Below are 22,834 nucleotides of genomic sequence, written 5' to 3' on the forward strand. Positions count from 1 at the left end.
TAAAAAAAGATGCACTTTATTGCATCTTTTTTTAATTACTTTACCTAGTTTTATATGAGATCTGCCTAAATAATACGGTAATCTCTCGCTAAGTAAGGTAGTTATGAAATTGGACGGAACTTCTCAGCGACAAAAGGTAAAGAAGAAGGGACAGAGATAGTCTCCATTTCAGGATAACGTAATCCGGTTAATTTGCCACCAAATACAGCACCAGTATCAATATTGACTGTCTGATTGACGAATCGAGGTTCTTTTACTGGTGTATGTCCATATACAATCCAAGCTTGCCCCTTGTATTCTTGCGCCCAATCGCGACGGACAGGTGAGCCATCGGCATGCTTTTCTCCTGTAATATCACCATATAATACAAAGGTTTGTACTTTTTTATCTCGTCTTCCTATGTAATCTTGCCGAATCCCAGCGTGACATACGATTACTTTTTTTTCATCTAGTATGTGGTAGAGTGGTGATTGTTCATAAAGAGTGATAAACTTTTCTTTTATAATGTTTTGCTTATGAGAAGGAAGTGCCTCATATTCAGCGACAGTTGTTTCAAGTCCGTGAGCGATTGTTACATTACGTCCAAGGAAAAATCGATATAGTTTATTACAGTGATTTCCAGGAGCGTAATAAGCTTCTTTTTTATGTATGACAAGTTCCCATACAATTTCGATCATACGTAATGAATGAGGACCACGGTCTGTAATATCACCAACGAATGCAAGTTTACGTTGTTCAGGGTGGATCGGTAGACCGCTACTCCAGTTATACCCTAGCTTCTCTGTTAAATTTTGAAACTCTTGGAAGCATCCATGAATATCTCCTATAATGTCATATTTCATATTTAAACCTCCATCGTATTTTTCATTAGTATATCTAAAAAAGGATAGAGATAAAAATATAGCGTTTTTGTGTTGTTCATTTAAACATAAAGCTTTTCGTTCTTGAGCGAATATTTAAAATGAATCCAATCGCAATCATGTATGTAAGCAGTGAACTTCCTCCGTAGCTCATAAGAGGTAATGTTATCCCTGTAATGGGAAGTAATCCGATTGTCATCCCGATATTTTGGAATACTTGGAAAGTAAACATTCCGATTGTACCAGCGCAAATGTAACTACCGAAAGGGTCATTACTTTCTAAAGCGATATGAATCATTCGAAAAATGAGTAAGAAAAAAAGTGAAATAATGACACTTGCACCTAGAAATCCAAATTGTTCAGCGACATTAGTGAAAATAAAATCTGTATGTGGTTCTGGAAAATATACTTGTCCATTTTCCCACCCCTTTCCTTGCATTTCTCCGGATCCAGTCGCTAAGAATGCTTGTCTTAATTGATAGCCTTGCGCATCATATTTGTAAGGTGCCAACCATCCGTAGAAGCGATTTAATTGATATTCTTTTAAAATGTGTGCTTTAAAGAAATCTGTGTGAGTAAAAAACATATATATTAATGTAGATCCAGCCACGAAAGTACCTGAAACTAATCCGAAAATAAAACGCCATCGTATGCCAGAAACTAGTATCATTGCTGCAAGCATCGCTGAAATGACCATTGTGTTTCCTAAATCTGGTTCTTTTGCAATAAGTAGTAGTGGTGGCAAGCTTGTCGCAAATATTTTTCCAAGTAATAAAAAATCGTCACGCATTGTTTGGGAAAAATATTTCTCATTATGATTTGCTATAATTCGTCCAATGACGATAATTAAAAACAATTTCATAATTTCAGAAGGCTGAAAATTTCCGATGCCTGGGAGCCTGTACCAAGCGGTAGCGCCTTTAATTGTAACGGCACCCGGTACTTGAAGTTCTAGTCCAATAAGTAGTACCATTGCAAAGCTATACAAATACCAAGCAATTTTTTGATAACGATCGAAATCGATAATCATAATAACACCAATGGCTATAAATCCAATGAAGTACCATTGGATTTGCTTGAGTACAAAATTGACGTTTTGTAAAAATGGCGGTAAGGAGGCTTGCGCACTTGCAATAGCACAACAACTAACAATCCCAATGGCAAATAAAATAAATAGTAATACGTAGTCTATTTGATATTGAGAATTTGAATCTTTCAATGTAGGTATTCCTTTCTACTGCTCTTTATAGTAATGGATTTTATAGTATGAGAAAGAATGTATGAACTATACGAATGATTCACATATAGTCCATACACTTTTGATTTTGCAGAGTAGTTTAATTGTTTAACTCTTTAATAATTATATCCAAACAATGGGCAAGACGTACATGTGCGTCAGGAAAAATATCTAGTTGATGAAGGTAGTATTTTAAGGAACTTTTACACCATTTGTAAGCACTAAGTAGAGCTGTTCTATAGTCTATAGTATTTTGTAAAAATCCATATTCTTTTGCTGTTATAACGAGGTGTGTGAAATCTTCGCAACCTTGAAGTAGTTTATTGTGTATTTGTTGTCCAGCATGGTAGCGAAATTGACTTAAAGGCTCAGAAATGTATATTGCATTTCCTTTAGAAAGTAAAGAAATCCATGAGGCCATATCAACACTACAAGAATATTGTCGCTCTTTAAGGGTGCCAAAAGGTTCAGTGAGCAAGTTCTTTCGAAACAAAGTAGTTGTAGGTTCGCCGATAATGTTGTGGCCGGCCTTTAGCATCCAGTCGCCTAAAAATATTCCGTTTAATGGTGTATCTTCGCTATATAACTTTTGTGTTGGATGGGCATCGCCGATTAGATTTCCATGATCATCAATACGTACTCGATAAGAAGTAACAAGAGCAAGATCTTTATTGGAATCTTGCTCAAAATAGGCCATCATTTTTTGTATTTTATGCTTATAAAACACGTCATCGTCCATTAAAAAATTTATATACTCACCATTTGATTTTTCTATGAGCATAAGGTCATTGTGAAATTGTCCTAGAGTAGAGATATTTCGAATGTATGTTATATTTTTATAATTTGGTAAGTATTGTTCATGGATTAGAGTTGCTGTTTCATCATTTGTACTATCATCTCCGATGATGATTTCAATATTTGAATAAGTTTGTGCCAATGCACTTTCTAGAGCGATTTTGAAATAATGGGGTCGATTATAAGTGGGAATAAGGATAGAAACGAGGGGTAGATTTTTTTCACTCGCCATACATAACTTCCTTTCAGAAGCTTTTTTTTGTAAGAACAATATCTTGGTAACTTGTATATTCTGGTCTGCCGCACCATAAACCATAATGTGGCTTATTGATTATTTCTAGACCATACTTATTCAATAGATTGCAAATATCTGTCTCAGGATAAGCAACTGCAAAATTGGGAATATCTTTATTTACAACGTAGCAATTTTCAATTCGATGATAAAAACCTAATGTACTTTGTCCTGCATTTAAATAATAGGACGATTCAGGATTTATTAGAAAGAATGTAATGAAACATCTCCCGTCTTTTTTTAATACACGTACAATTTCAGATACGTAATGTTCTAATTCTTTTGGAAGAAGATGTGTAAATACAGAAGTTAAAAAGATAAAATCGAATGTTCCGTCTTCATAGGGAAAACGATATTGAGAGGCATCTTCTTTTCCTTCTGGATTATAGAATTGATTGTATATGTCAACATGTTCAAAGTGAAAATTATTACGCATAGTTGAAATGTTATTTTGACACCAAGTAATTCCATCTTTAAACAAATCAAATCCATAATATGCTCCATCATCATTTAAGTAATTCATTAATGGTACAGCCATTCGGCCGACGCCGCAGCCTACATCTAATACTTTTTCATTTGATTTTAAAGCGCCAATTTGAATAAAATGCTTTAGGAACTCTTTTCCCACCTTTTTGAAGTCGCCACCTACATATTGGACGAGTTCAGGAGGGGGGAGTAAAGTCATTTCTTTGTTAAGTTCGCTCATGAGTATACCCCTTTCTTGTGTGAGAATATGCAGTCACTCTATTAATAAAATTTTCAATTTGTAGTGAGAGAACAAAGGAAAACAATTGTTATATGTAAGGAGATTCCACAAAAGAAATACTTAATTGGATTAGAAGTAAGAGAAGAATGAGTGAAAATGGAATCTCCTATAGATTAAATCTTGTTTATTCTTTTCTCCAATAAACGCCAAATACATCAATTTTAGTAATAGGGGCTTTTAAATTTCGTTGCTTTCTAAAGTCTGTCACAGCCTCAGCGCATGGCGGTAGCCCGTAGTCATCGATAATTATATAGCCACCTTTAGAAACTTTATCATATAAGTTCATGAGACCATCCATGGTGGATTCGTACATATCACCATCAAGCCGTGCAATTGCTATTTTTTCAATTGGTGCTGTTGGTAAAGTATCTTTAAACCAACCTTTTAAAAATTTCACTTGATCATTTAGTAAATCATATTTTTTAAAATTCTCTTGTACTTGTTCTAAAGAGACGCGTAAGTAATCGAATGTGTGTAAATAATCACCGTAATCTTTTGGATATTGTTCTAGATTCGGTGCTGGCAAACCTTCAAATGAATCTGCGACCCACACAGTACGATTCGTAATGTTGTTTGCTTGTAAAAAACCATTCATAAAAATGCATGATCCTCCGCGCCATACACCTGTTTCAATAAAATCTCCCTCTATATTTTCACGAACAACGGTTTCCATTGCCTCTTGTAATTGGTTCATACGTTCTCGACCAATCATGCTATGTGCTGCTCTTGGCCAATCCATTCCATCATGACGTTCACTTTTTGAAACATTTGGTTTTACAATTTTTAAGTTATGGTTTTCGGCATATTGCTTAATGAATAAAGGGAGGGGGACTGTAACGGGTTCGAATTCTAGTTCTTTCGAAATATGTAGAGATGCGGGTAAGTATGCCTCATATTCCAACCATATTTCAAATAAAATTGTTTTCTTTAGCAATTCGAGATAAAGCTGAACAGCAGATTTACTTTCCATATTTGTGCCTCCTGCAAAATGTCATACAACAATATGATTATGTAGCTAACGAATGTTTCATGATTGAATTTGAAATTGAAAAAGCAGTAAAACTGATATCAGTTTTACTGCTAAGTAAAAAATTAAGCAACTTTTTCAATAATAATGGATGCACTCGTACCAAGAGCTAATGATAGCCCAAGTCCTGTAACAATTACTTCAACCAATGATGGAGTTGTCGTAATTTGCGTAATTGCTTGAATAACGATAGGTGCTCCAAGTGAGATTAAACTTGATCCAGTACCTGGTACAGGTACTCCATTCACTTGGATTGTAAGACCTCCTAATAAGCTTACTGTTGCAGTATTAGCGATAACAGTAATTTTATAGAATCCAGTTTCACTAATTACGAAAGTGTCAGCATCTAATTGAGAAATTGCTGTACCAAACTGAGATCCAACAGTATTAAATGGTACTGGATCATTAATTCCTAGATCTAAAGAAATCCCACCGGAGTTAAATGCATATAATCCTGCTGGAAGTCCTAATCCGGATGGTCCAGTCGGTCCAGTAGCCCCCGTAGGTCCAGTAGCTCCCGTAGGTCCGGTAGCCCCAGTGTCACCAGTAGGCCCGGTAGGTCCAGTAGCCCCAGTGTCACCAGTAGGCCCCGTAAGTCCAGTAGCCCCAGTGTCACCAGTAGGCCCGGTAGGTCCAGTAGCTCCAGTGTCACCAGTAGGCCCGGTAGGTCCAGTTATTCCAGTTCCTCCGCCAGTAGGTCCAGTAGGCCCGGTAGGTCCAGTAGGTCCAGTAGGTCCAGTAGGTCCGGTAGGCCCCGTAGGTACAGTAGGCCCGGTAGGTCCGGTAGGTCCAGTAGGCCCGGTAGGCCCAGTTGGAAGGGTAAACGGTGGTATCGGTGGTAATGTTGGTCCTACAAGATTAGGGTCAAATGCACTAGCTGATAAAGATTCATCGGGATTTAATCCATTTGAATAATTATTATTTGACATAAATTCACCTCCATAAAGCGTTCATTATATAGTAGATGCAAAACCGAAAGAAAATGACACGGACATTTGAATTATTGAAAAGAAATCTTAAACTACTTGAACAATTTAAAAAAATGGAAAGTTTAGTATATGTATAACATATGATTGATTTGGAAGAGGGTGATTATGTTGAACAAGCAAGGAATTACAATTAGTTTATGTATGATTGTTCGAGATGAGGAGGAGACAATAGCCCGTTGTTTAGAGACAGTTGAGAAAATTGTGGATGAAATTATAGTAGTGGATACAGGTTCCGTCGATCGAACGAAAGAAATCGTAGAGAAATACACTTCTAACATATATGATTTCCAGTGGATTGATGATTTTGCGGCAGCAAGAAATTTTTCTTTTTCAAAAGCGACGCAAGAGTATATATTGTGGCTAGATGCAGATGACGTATTATTAGAAGATGCTCAAGAAGCATTGAAACTCTTAAAAATAGAATTAGATCCTAAATTTGATGCTGTTTCGATGCCTTATCATCTTGCGATGGATTCTAACGGGAAACCTTTATATTGTACAAAAAGAAATCGACTTGTAAAGCGTGAAAAACAATTTCAATGGTTTGGAAAGGTTCATGAGTATTTAGCTATTGCTGGTGAGACTTTTAGTAGTAAAGTTGCTATTACACATAAAAAAGAAAAAAAAGTAACAAATCGTAATTTGAAAATTTTTCAAAATACTGTAGCTGCAGGGGAAGAATTGAGTTCGAGGGATTTATTTTATTACGCAAATGAATCTATGGATAACCAAAAATATGATGATGCAGTTCTTCTTTATGAAACATTTCTTAATCAAGACGAAGGATGGTATGAAGAGAAAATTTATGCATGTGGTAAGTTAGGAGATTGCTATGCGAAGCTCGGAATGTGGGAGAAGGCAATCGAATCTTGTGTGAAGTCGTTTCGGTATGACGTCCCTAGAGGAGAGAATTGTACAAGAATAGGATATATATATATGGAACAAGAAAAATATAATGAAGCGATATTTTGGTTTAAACTTGCAACGGAAGTACCAATGGCAACGGAAAGTCCTTTTCATAGTCCAGCTAGCTACACATGGCTACCCTATTTACAAATGTGTATTTGTTATAGCAGGTTAGGGGAGCAGGATAAAGCGTATTATTACAATGAATTAGCAGCTTCTTATGTTCCGAATAATGCTGCAATTGAATATAACCGTAAATATTTTCGGGGAGTTTTTGATAAACCATATAAAGCGTAATAGGTTTCGTTTTTTAGAAATGATTTATCGTTATTCTAACTCTAATAGATTGGTTATATATTAGAGTATCAGTAACGAAACCAATATAGATAAAAAATTTTATAAAGCTATTTGCGGGCTAATAATCAGTGGGGGATGAACAAAATCTGCACTTTATAGAATTCATATGAGATTTATATTTCTAATTCAATTTGCATAAGGAGTGTGTGAAATGAATCGCGAAAAAAGTTCTTTATATGAAGAAAAATCCGAGCATTATTATAATGCAGCGAATCCGAATTTATTAAAGCATATAAAAAAGGAATGGAAAGAAGTTCTTGATATTGGTTGCTCGAGCGGTACATTGGGAGCAGCTATTAAAGAAAATGGTACACGTGTATCAGGAATCGAGGCATTTCCAGAGGCTGCAGAAAAAGCGAAAGAAAGACTAGATCATGTTATTTTAGGGGATATAGAAAAAATAGATCTTCCTTATGAGGAGGGGCAATTTGATTGCATCCTATTTGGAGATGTATTAGAGCATTTATTTGATCCATGGGCTGTGATTGAAAAGGTTAAGCCATATATAAAGCAAAATGGTGTGATTTTAGCAAGTATACCAAACGTTGCTCATATTTCAGTATTAGCTCCCTTACTTGCCGGAAATTGGACGTATACAGAATATGGTTTATTAGATAAAACACATATTCGTTTCTTTACATTTAATGAAATGCTAAGAATGTTTTTAAAAGCAGGATATGTTATTAGTAAAGTAGATCGTGTATATGTTGATCATAAAATGTATGAGCCACTTATTGAGGAGTTATATGGAATTTGTAAAAAATATCGTCTTGGAAGTGGCTTCATGGCTGAGACAGTTGTATTTCAGTATATTATTGAAGCTGAAAAATCACAATTATGAGTGCTGCAGACAAAACAATATTATTTGTTACATGTATAAATGATCGGAAATTGTATGCAAACTGCGTGCGACATATATTGCAATTGTTAGTACCACCAGGGTATATTGTCCAATTTATGCCGATTCGAAATGCGAAAAGTATGACGAGTGGATACAATCAAGCCATTTCGCATCCAGCGAAGTATAAAGTGTATTTACATCAAGATGTTTTTATTATAAATAGAGCTTTTTTATACGGATTACTTCAATTATTTGAGGAACATGAACACCTTGGTATGATTGGGATGGTTGGAGCGCAATATGTTCCTCCAACTGGTGTATGGAACGAAGGGCGTGGAATTGTAGGAAAGGTCATTGGTTATATGAATGATTTGTTTTATATGGCAAGTTTAGAACAACCGTATCACGAATCAAAAACATTTATTCCTGTAGAATGTATTGACGGTTTATTAATGGCGACACAATATGATGTTCCGTGGCGAGAAGACTTATTTGACGGATTTGACTTTTATGATGTATCTCAATCATTTGAATTTAAAAAAGCAGGATATACAGTCGGTGTACCTGTACAGCGCGATGCTTGGTGTATCCATTATCATTTTGATGTGAATATGACGAACTATGAGAAGTATCGGGAAATATTTGTGGAACACTATATGTCAGAGGTAAATAAGGAAGAATAAAAGGGGGGACAAAAATGAAAGATCATACAATATTAGTTGTTGTTTGTGTAAATAATGAAGAGCTTTTCAAACAATGTGAGAGCCAAATCAGAAACATTTTTGTTCCCCCTGGCTATGTCGTACAAATTTTTCCGATACGAGATGCACAAAGTATGGCAAGTGCATACAACCGAGCCCTTTCATATCCAGCGAAATACAAAGTGTATATACATCAAGATACATATCTTATTAATCGAGACATGTTTTCTACACTTATATCTCTTTTTAAAGAAAATGAAAAGCTTGGTTTAATAGGAGTCGCTGGGGCTCAGTTTTTACCGAATAACGGGATATGGTGGGAAGGAAAAAATTTAGTAGGGAAAGTGATTGAATACAGAAGACAGAATTATCAATTATTAAATTTAGATCAGGTTTTTTATGGTAATCAACCATTTTTGTCAGTTCAGGCAATTGATGGTTTATTCATGGCAACGCAGTATGATATTCCGTGGCGAGAAGATTTGTTTCAAGGGTTTCACTTTTATGATGTGTCACAGTCTTTAGAGTTTCAAAGGGCTGGTTATTTAATCGGTATCCCAAATCAAGCAAATTTATGGTGTATTCATTACAACGGGGATGAGTTTGATGCGGATACATATGAGAAGTACCGGCAAGTGTTTATAGAACATTACAAAGATATATTATCTCCATCATAAAGGAGAGATGCAGAGTGAAAGGAATTATTTTAGCAGGTGGTACTGGATCGAGATTATATCCAATAACGAAAGTAACGAATAAACATTTACTTCCTGTTGGTCGGTATCCGATGATTTATCATGCGGTATATAAGCTAAAACAATGCGATATTACAGACATTATGATTATTACAGGTAAAGAGCATATGGGGGATGTTGTTAGCTTCTTAGGGAGTGGTCATGAATTTGGCGTGTCCTTTACGTATCGTGTGCAAGATAAAGCGGGCGGTATCGCACAGGCGTTAGGGCTTTGTGAAGATTTCGTCGGGAATGATCGTATGGTAGTTATATTGGGGGATAATATTTTTTCAGATGATATTCTTCCGTATGTTGAAGAGTTTGCAAATCAAAAAGAAGGTGCGAAAGTGCTCTTGCAATCTGTAGAAGATCCCGAAAGATTTGGCGTAGCACATATTCAAAACCGAAAAATAGTTGAAATTGAAGAAAAGCCGAAAGAGCCGAAAAGTTCTTATGCTGTTACGGGAATTTATTTGTATGATTCGAAAGTTTTTTCTTATATTAAAGAATTAAAACCTTCTGCACGGGGAGAACTTGAAATTACAGATATAAATAATTGGTATTTAAAACGAGGGGTACTTACTTATAATGAAATGAGCGGCTGGTGGACTGATGCGGGAACTCATGCTTCTCTTCAAAAGGCGAATACGTTAGCACGGGATATTGATTTTGGGAAACAGTTTAACGGAGAATAGGTGAGAATATGAAAGTCGTAGAAACAAATTTTATCGATGCAAAATTGTTAGAACCGAGGTTGTTTGGAGACGAGCGTGGCTTTTTTTCAGAAAGCTATAATAAGCAGGTGCTAGAAACATTAGGGATTACGTATTCATTTGTACAGGATAACGTATCTTATTCGGCTAAGGCAGGAACGATTCGGGGACTACACTTTCAAAAAAAACCGAAAGCACAAACGAAACTCATTCAAGTTATGCAAGGGGCAATTTATGATGTTATCGTTGATTTACGAAAAAAATCACCAACATTTAAACAATGGAAAGGGTATATTTTAAGTGCAGATAACCATCGACAATTACTAGTGCCAAAAGGGTTTGCGCATGGATTTTGCACCCTTGTTCCGCATACTATCGTTATGTATAAAGTAGATGAATATTATAGCGCAGAGCATGACTCAGGATTACTTTGGGAAGATAAAGATTTAGCAATTCCTTGGCCAGTAACCGATCCTATATTGTCCGATAAGGATCAGATATTACCATTACTAGAGGAATATGAAGATAGTTTTTAAGTAGGAGCGTTGTTTATGAATATATTAGTAACAGGTGGGGCTGGATTTATTGGAAGTAATTTCGTTCATTATATGCTACAAAGTTATGAAACATATAAAATTATTAATTACGATGCATTAACATATAGCGGGAATTTAAATAACGTAAAATCTCTTCAGAATCACCCGAATTACTCTTTTGTAAAAGGAGAAATTCAAAATGGAGAGCTATTAGAACATATTATAAAAGAGCGAGACGTACAAGTGATTGTAAATTTTGCAGCTGAATCACATGTGGACCGTAGTATTGAAAATCCGATTCCTTTTTATGATACAAATGTAATTGGGACGGTCACTTTATTAGAACTAGTTAAAAAATATTCGCATATAAAACTTGTGCAAGTATCAACGGATGAAGTGTATGGCTCTTTAGGGAAAATAGGGAAATTCACAGAGAAAACGCCGTTAGCTCCAAATAGTCCATATTCTTCAAGTAAGGCGAGCGCGGACCTGATAGCTCTATCTTACTATAAAACATATCACTTACCGGTTATAGTAACGCGTTGTTCTAACAATTATGGGCCGTACCAGTATCCCGAGAAATTAATTCCGTTAATGGTTACGAATGCACTGGAAGGAAAAAAACTACCGTTATATGGTGATGGTTTAAATGTAAGAGATTGGTTACATGTAACGGATCATTGTAGTGCGATTGACGTTGTTCTGCATAAGGGACGTGTAGGAGAAGTATATAATATAGGTGGAAATAATGAAAAAACAAATGTAGAAGTTGTGGAACAAATTATTACTCTTTTAGGAAAAACAAAAAAAGATATCGAATATGTTACAGATCGTTTAGGGCACGATCGTCGTTATGCGATTGATGCAGAGAAAATGAAGAATGAATTTGATTGGGAACCGAAATATACGTTTGAACAAGGATTACAAGAGACGGTGAAATGGTATGAAAAGAATAAGGAATGGTGGAAACTACTAAAAGACCAGTAAGGGGCATGTTAAATGAAAGAGAGGGTTATCATAACAGGAGCAAACGGCCAATTAGGAAAGCAACTATTTGAAGAGTTAAACTCTGAAGAATATGATATATATCCATTTGATAAAAAGTTATTAGATGTGACAAATATATCCCGAATACAACAAGTGGTACAAGAAATAAAACCACATATAATTATTCATTGTGCTGCCTATACGAAAGTAGATCATGCGGAGAAAGAACAGGATCTTGCATATAGAATAAATGCAATCGGAGCTCGAAATGTAGCGGTCGCTTCACAATTAGTAGGAGCGAAACTAGTTTATATTAGTACTGATTATGTATTTCAAGGCGCCAGACCAGAGGGATACGATGAATTTCATAGTCCAGCGCCGATAAATATATATGGAGCCTCTAAGTATGCGGGGGAGCAGTTCGTCAAAGAGTTACATAATAAATATTTTATCGTTCGCACATCGTGGCTATATGGTAAATATGGAAATAATTTTGTGAAAACGATGATGCGATTAGGAAAAGAAAGAGATGAAATATCTGTTGTAGCGGATCAAGTTGGCTCTCCTACGTATGTGGCGGATTTAAATATAGTTATTAATAAGCTCATTCATACTTCTTTATACGGTACATACCACGTATCAAACAGAGGCTCATGCTCTTGGTTTGAATTTGCAAAAAAGATATTTTCGTATACAAATATGAAAGTGAATGTGTTACCTGTTTCAACGGAAGAATTCGGGGCTGCGGCTGCGAGGCCCAAATATTCTATCTTTCAACATAACATGCTACGATTAAATGGTTTTTTACAAATGCCGTCTTGGGAAGAAGGATTAGAGCGCTTTTTTATAGAAACCAAAAGTCATTAACAAATTTCTGTTAATGACTTTTTTGTTTGCCTTTAAGCGGTTTTATGGTACTATAATTATAGTATCAGGTACTAATAACAAGTATAAGTATTTCTGGGAGGATATATCATGGAACTATTACAAGGGAAAACATTTGTTGTTATGGGCGTTGCGAACCAAAGAAGTATTGCGTGGGGAATTGCTCGCTCTTTGCATAATGCAGGTGCAAAATTAATCTTCACATATGCAGGAGAACGTTTAGAAAGAAATGTTCGTGAATTAGCGGATACATTAGAAGGACAAGAATCACTTGTATTACCTTGTGATGTAACAAATGATGAGGAACTTACAGCTTGCTTTGAAACAATTAAACAAGAAGTAGGTACTATTCACGGTGTAGCACATTGTATTGCTTTTGCAAATCGCGATGACTTAAAAGGCGAATTTGTAGATACTTCTCGCGATGGATTTTTACTTGCACAAAATATTAGTGCATTCTCTTTAACAGCTGTAGCCAGAGAAGCGAAGAAAGTTATGACAGAAGGCGGAAATATTTTAACGTTAACATACCTTGGCGGCGAGCGTGTTGTGAAAAATTATAACGTTATGGGTGTTGCGAAAGCTTCATTAGAAGCGAGCGTGAAATATTTAGCAAACGATTTAGGTCAACATGGTATTCGTGTCAACGCTATTTCTGCAGGACCAATTCGTACGTTATCTGCAAAAGGTGTAGGCGATTTCAACTCAATCTTAAGAGAAATTGAGGAGCGCGCACCACTTCGTCGTACAACAACTCCAGAAGAAGTTGGCGATACAGCAGTATTCCTATTCAGTGATTTAGCTCGCGGTGTAACAGGAGAAAACATTCATGTTGATTCAGGGTATCATATCCTAGGATAAATATAATATTAATTTTTAAAGGACAATCTCTAAATGCTGAGATTGTCCTTTTTATTTGTTCTGAGAAAGAACGATTTTTAACGAAAGTTCTTACCACGTGATGAATATAACTATAATAGTACACAATTTATTCAGCTACGTATGGAAGTGGGAGGGACGAGTGTGAAGAATAAAAATAAAAGTTCAACAGTTGGAAAACCGTTGTTATATATTGCGCAAGTAAGTTTAGAACTTACTGCACCGAAAATAAAAAGGATTATCCTGACAAACTTTGGAAATGAAGATCAAAAAGAGCAAAGTAATAGAAATGAAAATATTGTAAGTAGTGCTGTGGAAGAGGTAACAGAACAAGAACAACAAGAAGAGCAGCAAGTGGAAGAAAAAATAGAAGAAGAGAAAAAAGAAGCACACGCAGAACAAGAACAACAAGAACAACAAGAACAACAAGAACAGAAAGAACCAGTAAGAACTGTTCCGTATAATAAATCATTTAAGGATATGAATAATGATGAAAAAATTCATTTTTTATTAAACCGCCCTCATTACATTCCGAAAGTAAGGTGCAGAATAAAAACAGCTACAGTTTCTTATGTTGGATCGATCATATCGTATCGTAATGGCATTGTATCTATTATGCCGCAAAATAGCATGAGAGATATTAGGTTGTCTATAGATGATATCCAATCAATTAGTATGGCCGGCTTTTAAATATGTAAAGGTGGTAGAAAGCTTCTACCACCCCAATAGTTTTTTAGTTTACTTCACTTATTAGATAGTAACGTCGCGTAAGCATTGAATCGCACAGAAACAGCTTAAATCAACAGTAATGCAAGTAGATGTCGATACTAGTCTTGCATTTGGTACAGCTAAAAACGTACAAATTGGGTCATCAGTAGGTGGTACAGGAGAACTATCACCTAATACTACACTTAATACACGTAGTACAGCACAGCTATCATCATCTACACTTTCCACACGGAAAATTGGAGAACGGCAGCTAGTAAGGCTTGCAGATGGTGCAAATGCTTCAAATGGTGCTCCAGCTTTTGTGTATAAAATAAAAGGACGTGTATTTGCTACTGATGCAGTATTGTGTGCACCTAAAAATGGAATTTCACAACCAGATCCACACGTTGTTGTAGAACAATCTTGTAATTCATTGATGAATTTTACAACGTCAACTACACAATGAGAAGAGCCATGGTGTTTATTTTCGTTACAACTCATTAATGTCACTCCTTATCTTCTTGTTTGTATTTACATTAATAAGATATTGGAGTCGAGGAGATTTGGTCACAATCTCAAGACCTTTTTTTTTAAATAGGCGAAAGAAGATAAGGGAAGGTGGAATTATGCTGTTTACAAGCTGGCTTTTATTTTTTATTTTCGCGTTAGCAGCCTTTAGGCTCACTCGTTTAATTGTTTATGATAAAATTACAGCCTTTTTGCGAAGACCATTTATTGATGAATTAGAGATTACGGAGCCAGATGGAAGTGTATCAACGTTTACAAAAGTGAAAGGTAAAGGATTAAGAAAGTGGATTGGCGAATTATTAAGCTGTTATTGGTGTACAGGTGTATGGGTTAGTGCTTTTTTATTAGTTTTATATAATTGGATTCCTATCGTTGCGGAGCCGTTACTTGCATTATTAGCTATTGCAGGAGCAGCAGCAATCATTGAAACGATTACAGGATATTTTATGGGAGAATAATATATTTTCATAATAAGAGAAAAAGCGGAGTTTAAAAGAATGAGGGAACGGAAATAAAGAGTTGTTCATATAGTAAATAGACAGAATTGACAGTAGAGGAGATGTTTGCTGTGAGCAATAATCCTAGGCAAAATTCATATGACCTGCAGCAGTGGTATCAAATACAGCAACAGCACCATGCACAACAACAGGCATATCAAGAACAATTACAACAACAAGGATTTGTGAAGAAAAAGGGATGCAATTGTGGGAAAAAGAAGAACACAATAAAACACTATGAAGAATGAAACACTCATGTTACTGTGAGTGTTTTTTATTATACATATAAAAAGCGGTATTTCTGTATTAGAAATACCGCTTTTTACTAGCTAATTTGTGCAACTGTTAATGCTGCTGCACGGATGTCTACAGTTCCAATTAACTCAACTGGTACAATTTGAATTAAGTCACCAGGATTTAAGTTAATAAGAATAACACCGCTGGATACGTCTACTTCACCAGTACCAATAACGTTAGAACGAACCGCTGTACCTGATCCAGGAATAATGTTAGCTGGCGTACCTAATGATAAGAAGAAACGACCAGCTTCTGGTGCAACAGGTGCATTATCAAGACTAATTGTTAATGTATAACTGATTTGATAAATACCAGCTCGTAGAATTCGAATACCATCTCCAACACTTACTGTATCATTTATTACAGGAACAGTAATATTTGGGTTTGGACTTACACTAGGTAATAGTAGTGGTGTAAATAGTGAAGCGAACTGAGGTGCAGACGCGTTGAAAGCAAAACCGAAGGCAGGTAGTGTACTAGCTGGTTTTGCCTCGCAATCAATTTTAGTAAATTCGCAATCAGAAGAGAACATGTTTTTCACTCCTTTATCTGTTTCTACTTTCAGTTAATGAAAAGGACAGGTTCTATGTTCTAGACAAGTTCCCAATTTTAAGAAATTTACATAATAATACTCGTTAAGCATGGATTGGGTGGCAGAATTATCTGCCACCCAATCCATACTTAACGCATTATTTAGTTTTAAATTGTAACATCGCGTAAGCATTGAATCGCACAGAAGCAACTTAAATCAACAGTAATGCAAGTAGAGGTTGATACTAATCTTGCATTTGGTACAGCTAAAAACGTACAGATGGGATCGTCAGTAGGTGGTACAGGGGAGTTATCACCTAATACTACAGTTAATACACGTAATACAGCACAATCATCATCATCTATACTTTCTACGCGGAAAATTGGAGATCGGCAGCTAGTAAGACTTGCTGATGGTGCAAATGCTTCAAAAGGTGCTCCGGCTTTTGTGTATAAAATAAAAGGACGTGTATTAGCTACTGATGCAGTGTTATGTGCACCTAAAAATGGAACTTCGCAACCAGATCCACATGTTGTTGTTGCACAGTCTTGCAGTTCATGTATAAAGCGAACGACATTCGATACACAGTTGAAATCACAATCATGTTCATGATGGTCTTCGTTACAATTGCAGCTCATTATGTTCACTCCTTATCGTGAGTTCTGACATACACTATTACAATATGAGTGGGATATGGCTGATATTACGTTAATTCTCACGATAAAAACAAGGAATTTATATAGGAGGGATGTACATAATGTGATATAAAAAAAGACATCCTTATTTAGTGGATGTCTTTTCAGGTAAATCTTTTCGCACAGTATATAAAAAACGAGATATATCTAATTTCTTTCCTCTGAAAAATTGCGGAGAAGAAATGTAAAGCTCTTCTTTCGCACGTGTAATGGCGACATACAGTAATCGGCGTTCTTCTTCTAACGCTTCAGAAGTTTCCGTAATACGATCATTTGCATCTTTTAAAGAAGAAGTATGGGGCAGGATTCCATCACTCGCTCCAAGTAAAAAGACACATGGAAATTCAAGGCCTTTTGCGTTATGAATTGACATAAGTGAAACGGCATCTTTTTGCGGCATTGTTTTTAATGCTTCCATTTCCTTTTGACCTTGAATCGCCTCGTCGATAAATTGTAAATAAGCTGGAATATCGGTGAAACGAGTTGCAGACTCCATTAATTCTTCCAACATTTCTTCTTGTATGTCTTTATGCATCGTAAAGGAAGAACGATCGTTACTTTGTAAGTACTCTAAATATTTTCCTTTACCATGTATGATTTCTTTTAATGCTTTTTTCGGTTCTAATTCTTTAATAAATTTAATAAAATCGATGCGCTCATTTACCTTTTTCACTTGAAAAGGTTTTAAGCTCGGATTTAATAATAAGAAATGAAGAAGAGAAGGAAAACGGCCTTCACCATATTTCCATTGTTCACGTTCAATAAATGAAATACAATCATCACGTCCGATATACATCGTCGGCAATATGTTTGAAAGTGATTCTAGTCGAAACGGCTCAATCACGAGTCTTAAATGATCTAATACAGGCTTAATTAAAGAATGTTCATAAAATGATTGGCTCGCCCCGTGTTTAATAAACGGAATTTTATGAATGGTAAGCTGATCAAGTAACGAACGGCTTACAGAATGTGTGCGATACAGTAAACAAAAATCTTTATAGTTTCGGTCACCGCTATCTACTTTTTCTTGAATGAGCTGCAAAATTTGATTTGCTTCATCAAGAGTTGTAGCAGGTCTTGCATAAAAAGGTTGTACACCTTCCTCACGAACGGAGTATAGCTCTTTATCAAAACGTTCTTGATTTAATTTTATAACTTCATTTCCAAGCCCGACGATAAAGGGATTGGATCGATAATTCGTATTTAGTGCAATGATTGTTGTGTTATCAAATTCTTTTGGAAAAGATAAAATAATTTGGTGACTTGCCCCTCGCCAGCCATAAATTGCTTGATCATCATCACCTGCGATGAACAAATTATTTCTTGGCGTGGCTAACAATTTTACAATTTCATATTGTGCATAGGATGTATCTTGAAACTCATCTACTTCAATGTAGTGAAAACGTTGTTGTAATTGAGTTAGTAAAGGAGCATTATTTTCTAACATATAATATGTTTCCAATAAGATGTCATCGAAATCAATATAATTGTATCGTTGTTTTACCTCTTCAAAACGTTCATATACTTCTTTAAATTCTTGTTCGACTGGCGTTTTCGCCTTTACATCTTTCGGACGATTTAATTTGTTTTTCTCAAGTGAAATCATCGCGAGGATCGTTTCCGAATCATAATCGTCTTTTAAACGCAATTCTTTTAAGATTTTCTTTATCATAATTTGTTTATGTTTTTCATTTGCTAAAATTTGCTGATTATACCCTTGACTACGAAGCAATTTTAAGAAAACAGAGTGGAATGTACCAGCAACAACGTAGCTACTTGCTGCATGATTCATACCTGGTAACTTTGCAACACGACTTCGGATTTCTTCAGCTGCTTTTTGTGTAAATGTAAGTAATAAAATATTTCTTGGATGAACTTGTTTTACATTTACTAAATAACCAACGCGAGTTGTTAAAACAGATGTTTTCCCGCTTCCAGCACCAGCTAGTGTAAGAACAGGACCTTCTGTTGTGCGCACGGCTTCTAATTGTTTTTCGTTTAAAAAAACATTTTGTTGTTCGAGAGCGCGGAAATAAGCCGCATCTACATCTTCTTCCATAATTAAATGGGTAGATGTTTTCGGAGTATGATATGTCGCACGCGGAATATCAGCGTGTGTTAACGATTTTTGTGAAAATTTTTCTTGTGTCATATATTCACCTTCAAAACTATAGCATCAACATTTAACTTTAGCGGAAGAAAAAGAAAATAGCAATGTAAAAAAACAGGAGGGGTCACCTCCTGCTTTCAAATCACAATTCTTTTATCATTACGACGTGCGGGATATTTGCTTCCATAAATACATCAGAACTCGTTACATATCCAAGTTTTTTATAGAAATCTTCAGCATGTGTTTGAGCATGAAGTTTCAATTTTGGTAGCGAATTTTCCTTTGCATACGCTTCAAGCGCATCCATAACAATTTTTCCGATGCCTTTTTTTCGATGGGAACCTAGCACGCAAATGCGTTCCACTTTTCCTATACCATCAAGGGTGCGAAAACGTCCAGCACCAACTGGAACATCATTGTCATATATAACAACGTGTGTTGAAGTTTCTTCAAACTCATCGTACTCTTCTTCAGCAGAGACACGTTGTTCATTTACAAACACTTGTTTACGTACAGAGAATGCATCTCTTAGTTGTTCGTCCGTTTGTACAATCTGTGCGTGCAAATTAGTTGTTCCCCTTTCCAAGATGGAATGTTTCGTGTACAGTCCATGTTCCATTTTCTAATTGATATAGAAGATGGAAACGATCAATTGGTTGTTCATAATAGAAATCTTTCATACGTAATCGCCCCAATACATCAGCATGCTCTGCATCTGATAAGCCTTGTCCGATTGTTAAGTGAGGTACGAAAGCATATTCGCGTTCTTGCGTGAATAACCCGCCATGCATTTCTTCATTTAAGAAAGTAAGTTCAGGTGTTTTTTCTACTTTAAAATAAAGGACGTTATTAACAGGTGCGAATGAACCGACTTTCCCAACATGAAGGGTGAAAGGGTTCGTTTTACCTGCGATTGTATGTAGCTCGTTTACAATCGATTCTAATTGTTCATCTTGCGTCTCAAAGGGTGTTTTCAATGTAATATGTGGCGGAACTAATGCGTAGTGTGGGTCATAACGCTTACGCAATCCGTTCGCTTTATCTTGAATCATTTTAGATGGAAAAATTACAATGCCTAATTTCATGTTCCAATTCCTCCCTTTGTAAGTCTAGTTAGATTTTGAGATAAATAGATCTCTTCGTCTATTATATCAAATTATTCTGAATACTGCTCTCTATTATTTCATTGATAGAATATGAGAGAAGGCTTTTGGTAAATCAGTTTGCCAATATTTCCAAGTATGATTACCTTCAAACTCTTCGTAATGCGTAATGAAATTTCTATCTGTAAGAAGTGTATTTAACTCACGGTTCGGTTCTACGAAATCAGATACTTGTCCATCAGTACGCTTTACAGCCGTTTCTTCTGTACCGATGACGTGATACAGTTCTAATGCTTGTGGATCTTTGAAGTCTTTTGCTAAGTTCATTACTGTCTCATCCACAAATGGTGATTGCATAACGACTTTACCGAATGTATGCGGATACATAAGTGCAGTCATAAAGGAAACTGTTCCGCCAAGAGAATCACCAATTAAAACACGACCTTTTCCCATTTGGTACGTTGGATAATTTTCATCAATATATGGTGCAAGTTCATGAGCAAGGAAACGTATATATGCAGCATTTTTTACTTCATTTGGGAAATATTTTTCTTTACGATCATGTACATTTTTATATGGAATACCGACAATAATTGTACGGTCAATTTCTTCAGTTTCACGAAGGCGCTCAATTACACGATGCGCTTTACCGAGCTGAAAATAATCTCTACCATCTTGTGCAATTACAACTGTATGTTTGTGCAGTGGTGTGTAATTTACTGGTAAATAAACGAGAAGTGTAACGTCTTCTTGAAGTGATGCGCTATAAAATGAAATTTCTTCAATTCTCCCTATTGTTTGACTCATGTAGATCCCCCTAAATAAAAATTTACTGTAACGATTGTAAGAGCGACGCTTGTAGTGAAAAAGGAAATAAATATTCACTAATTGGTGCCTTAATTTCTATTTTACCATAATGGTACGAAGAATCTAAAAAATTAGTATTTAAGTCACGAAAGAAAACGGATATAATGAAGTGGGATTTTTGACAGGTGAGAGGGGAGACAGGATTTGAAACAAGAAAAGTCAATCGCACTACCATTAGCTATTTCTATAATTGCCATTTCTTTTGCAGCAGTTTTTGTAAAGATGTCCTCAGCACCATCTTCTATTTTAAGTATGTACCGCTTATGGATTATCGTACTTATTATGCTGCCTATCGTATGGAAAAAACGGGAAGATTTTAGTAAGATTCAAATAAAAGATTGGGGATTTTTAATTGGATCTGGTTTCTTTTTAGCACTTCATTTTCTATTATGGTTTGAATCTTTAAAGCATACGACAGTTGCGAGTTCGACGATTATTTTAGCGCTTCAACCAATCGTATCTTTAATTGGAGGTTTTTTCTTATTTAAAGAAAGAACAACATACTCAGCTATTGCAACGATGGGAATTGCGATATTAGGCGTAATGTGTATTGGTTGGGGAGATTTAGGGCTAAGTGAACAAGCAATTTATGGAGATATATTATCCTTTTTAAGTGTAATAGCGGTTGTCGGTTATTTATTTATCGGGCAAACGACAGTAAAGAAAGTATCACACTGGATTTACAGCTTTACAGTTTTTGCATTCGCAGGTATTTTTATGGGAATTTATAATATAGTATTGCAAGTGCCTTTTACAGGTTATACGAAGTGGGATTGGACCGTTTTTCTTTTACTTGCGGTTGTCCCGACAGTGTCACACGTCATTAATAATTGGTTATTAAACTACGTAAATGCAACAACAATTTCAATGAGTATTTTAGGAGAACCCGTTGGAGCATCTATACTAGCGTTCTTCTTACTCGGTGAAAGACTAAATGCCATGCAAATTATCGGTAGCATGCTCGTATTATTTGGTGTATCTGTTTTCTTACTACAGCAACAAAAACGAACAGCAAAAAATGTAATAAACGAGCCGGCGTATACACAGGAATTATAATGTTAGAGGAGAAAAGAGAAGTTGTGATACTTCTCTTTTTGTTTTATATAAATACGGGTGTGGAAGGGGGAAGGAAATGGAATTCCCATCAAAAAAAGATGTATGGCTATATCCGATTTTTTTCGTTGTCATTGGAGCGTGTTTTGCTCCCCTATTTGCAGGTAGAGAATATTTTCTTTTATTTTTTACAATTTCATTAGCGATATTATTTATTTGGAGTTGGTTTTCGACAAAATACATCGTCGGAGAAGAAACAATTACAATTAGATCAGGTTTCGTTAAAAAGCGCATATTTATACGAGATATAAAACAAGTTTTAAATACAAAAAATCCAATAGCAGCCCATGCATTGTCATTTGATCGACTTGAAATTGTTTATGGTGCACATCAAACAGAAATTATTTCTCCTAAAGATAAAGAGCAATTCATCAATCTTGTTAAAAGTAAAAATCCACACATTGAAATAAAGTAAAAGAGTGGCTTCGTAGCCACTCTTTTACTTTGGATTTGTCATATAAGGTTGTACGTGAATGATACATAGGTCACGGAACTTTCCTTCAGCAGTTGTGACAATTACGACTGCTCTACCTGCACTTTTTCCAGTAATCGTTACCGTGTCCCCCTTTGGATACAGTGTGATAACATCAGCATTCATATTCGTCCAAAGAAGTTCTTTATTTGTTGCCTGCATTGGCAAAACGGAAGCTGATAACCCAGTGCTTTGGCCAGTTCTTACTTTTAACTTATTTTTTTCCATATGAACACCGATGACTGAAATAACAGAAGGAGCAATTGTAATTTTAGGTGGATTAGGTTGTATGTTCAAACAAGACGCAGAAGTATTGGTGATAGGTGAAAATTTTCGTGTTTGTTGTTGCTGGAAAGCTGCTAACATATTGGAGTCCCCTTTCTGTATAAGTGCTGATAGTAATACTA

The 22,834-nt window shown here is 35.7% G+C and carries 28 protein-coding genes; 14 read left to right on the plus strand and 14 right to left on the minus strand.

Going from position 1 to position 22,834, the window contains the following annotated elements; all coding sequences use genetic code 11:
* Nucleotides 1-101: 101 nt before the first annotated feature.
* The 6 genes from prpE to DOS87_RS06335 all read right to left on the minus strand — a co-directional run bounded on the left by prpE (nt 102) and on the right by DOS87_RS06335 (nt 5,906).
* The gene (gene prpE, locus DOS87_RS06310; RefSeq protein WP_000872690.1) at nt 102-842 is read right to left on the minus strand and encodes a bis(5'-nucleosyl)-tetraphosphatase PrpE; all 741 of its coding nucleotides are present in this window, start codon (nt 840-842) and stop codon (nt 102-104) included.
* Nucleotides 843-918: 76 nt separating this feature from the next.
* Nucleotides 919-2,079: an FtsW/RodA/SpoVE family cell cycle protein gene (locus DOS87_RS06315; protein WP_098578102.1), complete on the minus strand. Its 1,161-nt coding sequence runs from the start codon at nt 2,077-2,079 to the stop codon at nt 919-921.
* 118 nt (nt 2,080-2,197) lie between these two features.
* On the minus strand, nt 2,198-3,124 hold the full coding sequence (locus DOS87_RS06320; protein WP_000135606.1) for a glycosyltransferase family 2 protein: 927 nt from the start codon (nt 3,122-3,124) through the stop codon (nt 2,198-2,200).
* A 13-nt stretch (nt 3,125-3,137) separates the two neighbouring features.
* On the minus strand, nt 3,138-3,890 hold the full coding sequence (locus tag DOS87_RS06325; protein ID WP_001292844.1) for a class I SAM-dependent methyltransferase: 753 nt from the start codon (nt 3,888-3,890) through the stop codon (nt 3,138-3,140).
* 184 nt (nt 3,891-4,074) lie between these two features.
* Nucleotides 4,075-4,920, minus strand: a complete 846-nt coding sequence (locus DOS87_RS06330; RefSeq protein WP_000444387.1) for a TylF/MycF family methyltransferase — start codon at nt 4,918-4,920, stop codon at nt 4,075-4,077.
* Nucleotides 4,921-5,042: 122 nt separating this feature from the next.
* A complete protein-coding gene (locus DOS87_RS06335; protein ID WP_208730227.1) occupies nt 5,043-5,906 on the minus strand; it encodes a collagen-like protein in 864 nt (287 codons plus the stop codon).
* Between the two features lie 165 nt (nt 5,907-6,071).
* Here DOS87_RS06335 and DOS87_RS06340 point away from each other — a divergent pair, with 165 nt between their 5' ends.
* From DOS87_RS06340 to DOS87_RS06385, 10 genes are all read left to right on the plus strand, one after another.
* Nucleotides 6,072-7,169 (plus strand): glycosyltransferase, encoded by a 1,098-nt coding sequence (locus tag DOS87_RS06340; protein WP_000932911.1) that lies wholly within the window; start codon nt 6,072-6,074, stop codon nt 7,167-7,169.
* A gap of 211 nt (nt 7,170-7,380) precedes the next feature.
* Nucleotides 7,381-8,070 carry a class I SAM-dependent methyltransferase gene (locus DOS87_RS06345; RefSeq protein ID WP_001078436.1) on the plus strand — a complete coding sequence of 230 codons (690 nt, stop codon included), beginning with the start codon at nt 7,381-7,383 and terminating at the stop codon, nt 8,068-8,070.
* A complete protein-coding gene (locus tag DOS87_RS06350) occupies nt 8,067-8,753 on the plus strand; it encodes a glycosyltransferase family protein (protein ID WP_001271181.1) in 687 nt (228 codons plus the stop codon). Before DOS87_RS06345 ends, DOS87_RS06350 begins: the two co-directional genes overlap by 4 nt.
* 14 nt (nt 8,754-8,767) lie before the next feature.
* Nucleotides 8,768-9,448 carry a glycosyltransferase family protein gene (locus tag DOS87_RS06355; RefSeq protein WP_000651525.1) on the plus strand — a complete coding sequence of 227 codons (681 nt, stop codon included), beginning with the start codon at nt 8,768-8,770 and terminating at the stop codon, nt 9,446-9,448.
* Nucleotides 9,449-9,462: 14 nt separating this feature from the next.
* Nucleotides 9,463-10,200: a sugar phosphate nucleotidyltransferase gene (locus tag DOS87_RS06360; protein ID WP_000676159.1), complete on the plus strand. Its 738-nt coding sequence runs from the start codon at nt 9,463-9,465 to the stop codon at nt 10,198-10,200.
* Nucleotides 10,201-10,208: 8 nt separating this feature from the next.
* Nucleotides 10,209-10,754 (plus strand): dTDP-4-dehydrorhamnose 3,5-epimerase, encoded by a 546-nt coding sequence (rfbC, locus tag DOS87_RS06365; protein WP_000869412.1) that lies wholly within the window; start codon nt 10,209-10,211, stop codon nt 10,752-10,754.
* 15 nt (nt 10,755-10,769) lie between these two features.
* Complete coding sequence (gene rfbB / locus DOS87_RS06370) at nt 10,770-11,741, plus strand: dTDP-glucose 4,6-dehydratase (protein WP_001024179.1); 972 nt, start codon at nt 10,770-10,772, stop codon at nt 11,739-11,741.
* 12 nt (nt 11,742-11,753) lie between these two features.
* Nucleotides 11,754-12,608: a dTDP-4-dehydrorhamnose reductase gene (rfbD, locus tag DOS87_RS06375; RefSeq protein WP_000664661.1), complete on the plus strand. Its 855-nt coding sequence runs from the start codon at nt 11,754-11,756 to the stop codon at nt 12,606-12,608.
* Between the two features lie 108 nt (nt 12,609-12,716).
* On the plus strand, nt 12,717-13,487 hold the full coding sequence (gene fabI, locus DOS87_RS06380; RefSeq protein WP_000421885.1) for an enoyl-ACP reductase FabI: 771 nt from the start codon (nt 12,717-12,719) through the stop codon (nt 13,485-13,487).
* Between the two features lie 141 nt (nt 13,488-13,628).
* Nucleotides 13,629-14,195 (plus strand): spore coat CotO family protein, encoded by a 567-nt coding sequence (locus DOS87_RS06385; protein WP_086413203.1) that lies wholly within the window; start codon nt 13,629-13,631, stop codon nt 14,193-14,195.
* A 60-nt stretch (nt 14,196-14,255) separates the two neighbouring features.
* Here the strand turns inward: DOS87_RS06385 and exsY are convergent, their stop codons facing one another.
* The gene (exsY, locus tag DOS87_RS06390; RefSeq protein WP_001277734.1) at nt 14,256-14,714 is read right to left on the minus strand and encodes an exosporium assembly protein ExsY; all 459 of its coding nucleotides are present in this window, start codon (nt 14,712-14,714) and stop codon (nt 14,256-14,258) included.
* Nucleotides 14,715-14,839: 125 nt separating this feature from the next.
* Between exsY and DOS87_RS06395 the strand changes: the two genes are divergently transcribed.
* Nucleotides 14,840-15,199, plus strand: coding sequence for a DUF1360 domain-containing protein (locus tag DOS87_RS06395; protein WP_000899662.1), 360 nt, complete (start codon nt 14,840-14,842; stop codon nt 15,197-15,199).
* 101 nt (nt 15,200-15,300) lie between these two features.
* A complete protein-coding gene (locus tag DOS87_RS06400; protein ID WP_014894818.1) occupies nt 15,301-15,486 on the plus strand; it encodes a hypothetical protein in 186 nt (61 codons plus the stop codon).
* 77 nt (nt 15,487-15,563) lie between these two features.
* Here the strand turns inward: DOS87_RS06400 and exsF are convergent, their stop codons facing one another.
* The 6 genes from exsF to DOS87_RS06430 all read right to left on the minus strand — a co-directional run bounded on the left by exsF (nt 15,564) and on the right by DOS87_RS06430 (nt 20,782).
* Complete coding sequence (exsF, locus tag DOS87_RS06405; protein ID WP_000492933.1) at nt 15,564-16,067, minus strand: exosporium protein ExsF; 504 nt, start codon at nt 16,065-16,067, stop codon at nt 15,564-15,566.
* Between the two features lie 167 nt (nt 16,068-16,234).
* The gene (cotY, locus tag DOS87_RS06410) at nt 16,235-16,705 is read right to left on the minus strand and encodes a spore coat protein CotY (RefSeq protein ID WP_001277697.1); all 471 of its coding nucleotides are present in this window, start codon (nt 16,703-16,705) and stop codon (nt 16,235-16,237) included.
* A 142-nt stretch (nt 16,706-16,847) separates the two neighbouring features.
* Nucleotides 16,848-18,914 carry an ATP-dependent helicase gene (locus DOS87_RS06415; RefSeq protein WP_000191211.1) on the minus strand — a complete coding sequence of 689 codons (2,067 nt, stop codon included), beginning with the start codon at nt 18,912-18,914 and terminating at the stop codon, nt 16,848-16,850.
* A gap of 100 nt (nt 18,915-19,014) precedes the next feature.
* Nucleotides 19,015-19,437: a GNAT family N-acetyltransferase gene (locus tag DOS87_RS06420; protein WP_000543309.1), complete on the minus strand. Its 423-nt coding sequence runs from the start codon at nt 19,435-19,437 to the stop codon at nt 19,015-19,017.
* A 1-nt stretch (nt 19,438) separates the two neighbouring features.
* A complete protein-coding gene (locus tag DOS87_RS06425) occupies nt 19,439-19,957 on the minus strand; it encodes a YjcG family protein (protein ID WP_000765871.1) in 519 nt (172 codons plus the stop codon).
* A gap of 93 nt (nt 19,958-20,050) precedes the next feature.
* Nucleotides 20,051-20,782 (minus strand): alpha/beta hydrolase, encoded by a 732-nt coding sequence (locus DOS87_RS06430; protein ID WP_000084010.1) that lies wholly within the window; start codon nt 20,780-20,782, stop codon nt 20,051-20,053.
* Nucleotides 20,783-20,986: 204 nt separating this feature from the next.
* On the opposite strand from DOS87_RS06430, the gene DOS87_RS06435 reads away from it, so the two are divergent.
* Nucleotides 20,987-21,898 carry a DMT family transporter gene (locus DOS87_RS06435; RefSeq protein WP_000806930.1) on the plus strand — a complete coding sequence of 304 codons (912 nt, stop codon included), beginning with the start codon at nt 20,987-20,989 and terminating at the stop codon, nt 21,896-21,898.
* Between the two features lie 76 nt (nt 21,899-21,974).
* A complete protein-coding gene (locus DOS87_RS06440) occupies nt 21,975-22,370 on the plus strand; it encodes a PH domain-containing protein (protein WP_000395656.1) in 396 nt (131 codons plus the stop codon).
* Between the two features lie 24 nt (nt 22,371-22,394).
* Here the strand turns inward: DOS87_RS06440 and DOS87_RS06445 are convergent, their stop codons facing one another.
* Entirely contained in the window at nt 22,395-22,793 is a 399-nt protein-coding gene (locus DOS87_RS06445) for an Ig-like domain-containing protein (protein ID WP_208730228.1), read from the minus strand.
* Nucleotides 22,794-22,834: the final 41 nt, after the last annotated feature.

Source organism: Bacillus sp. CR71, assembly GCF_003429245.1.
Classification (GTDB): Bacteria; Bacillota; Bacilli; order Bacillales; family Bacillaceae_G; genus Bacillus_A; species Bacillus_A thuringiensis_S.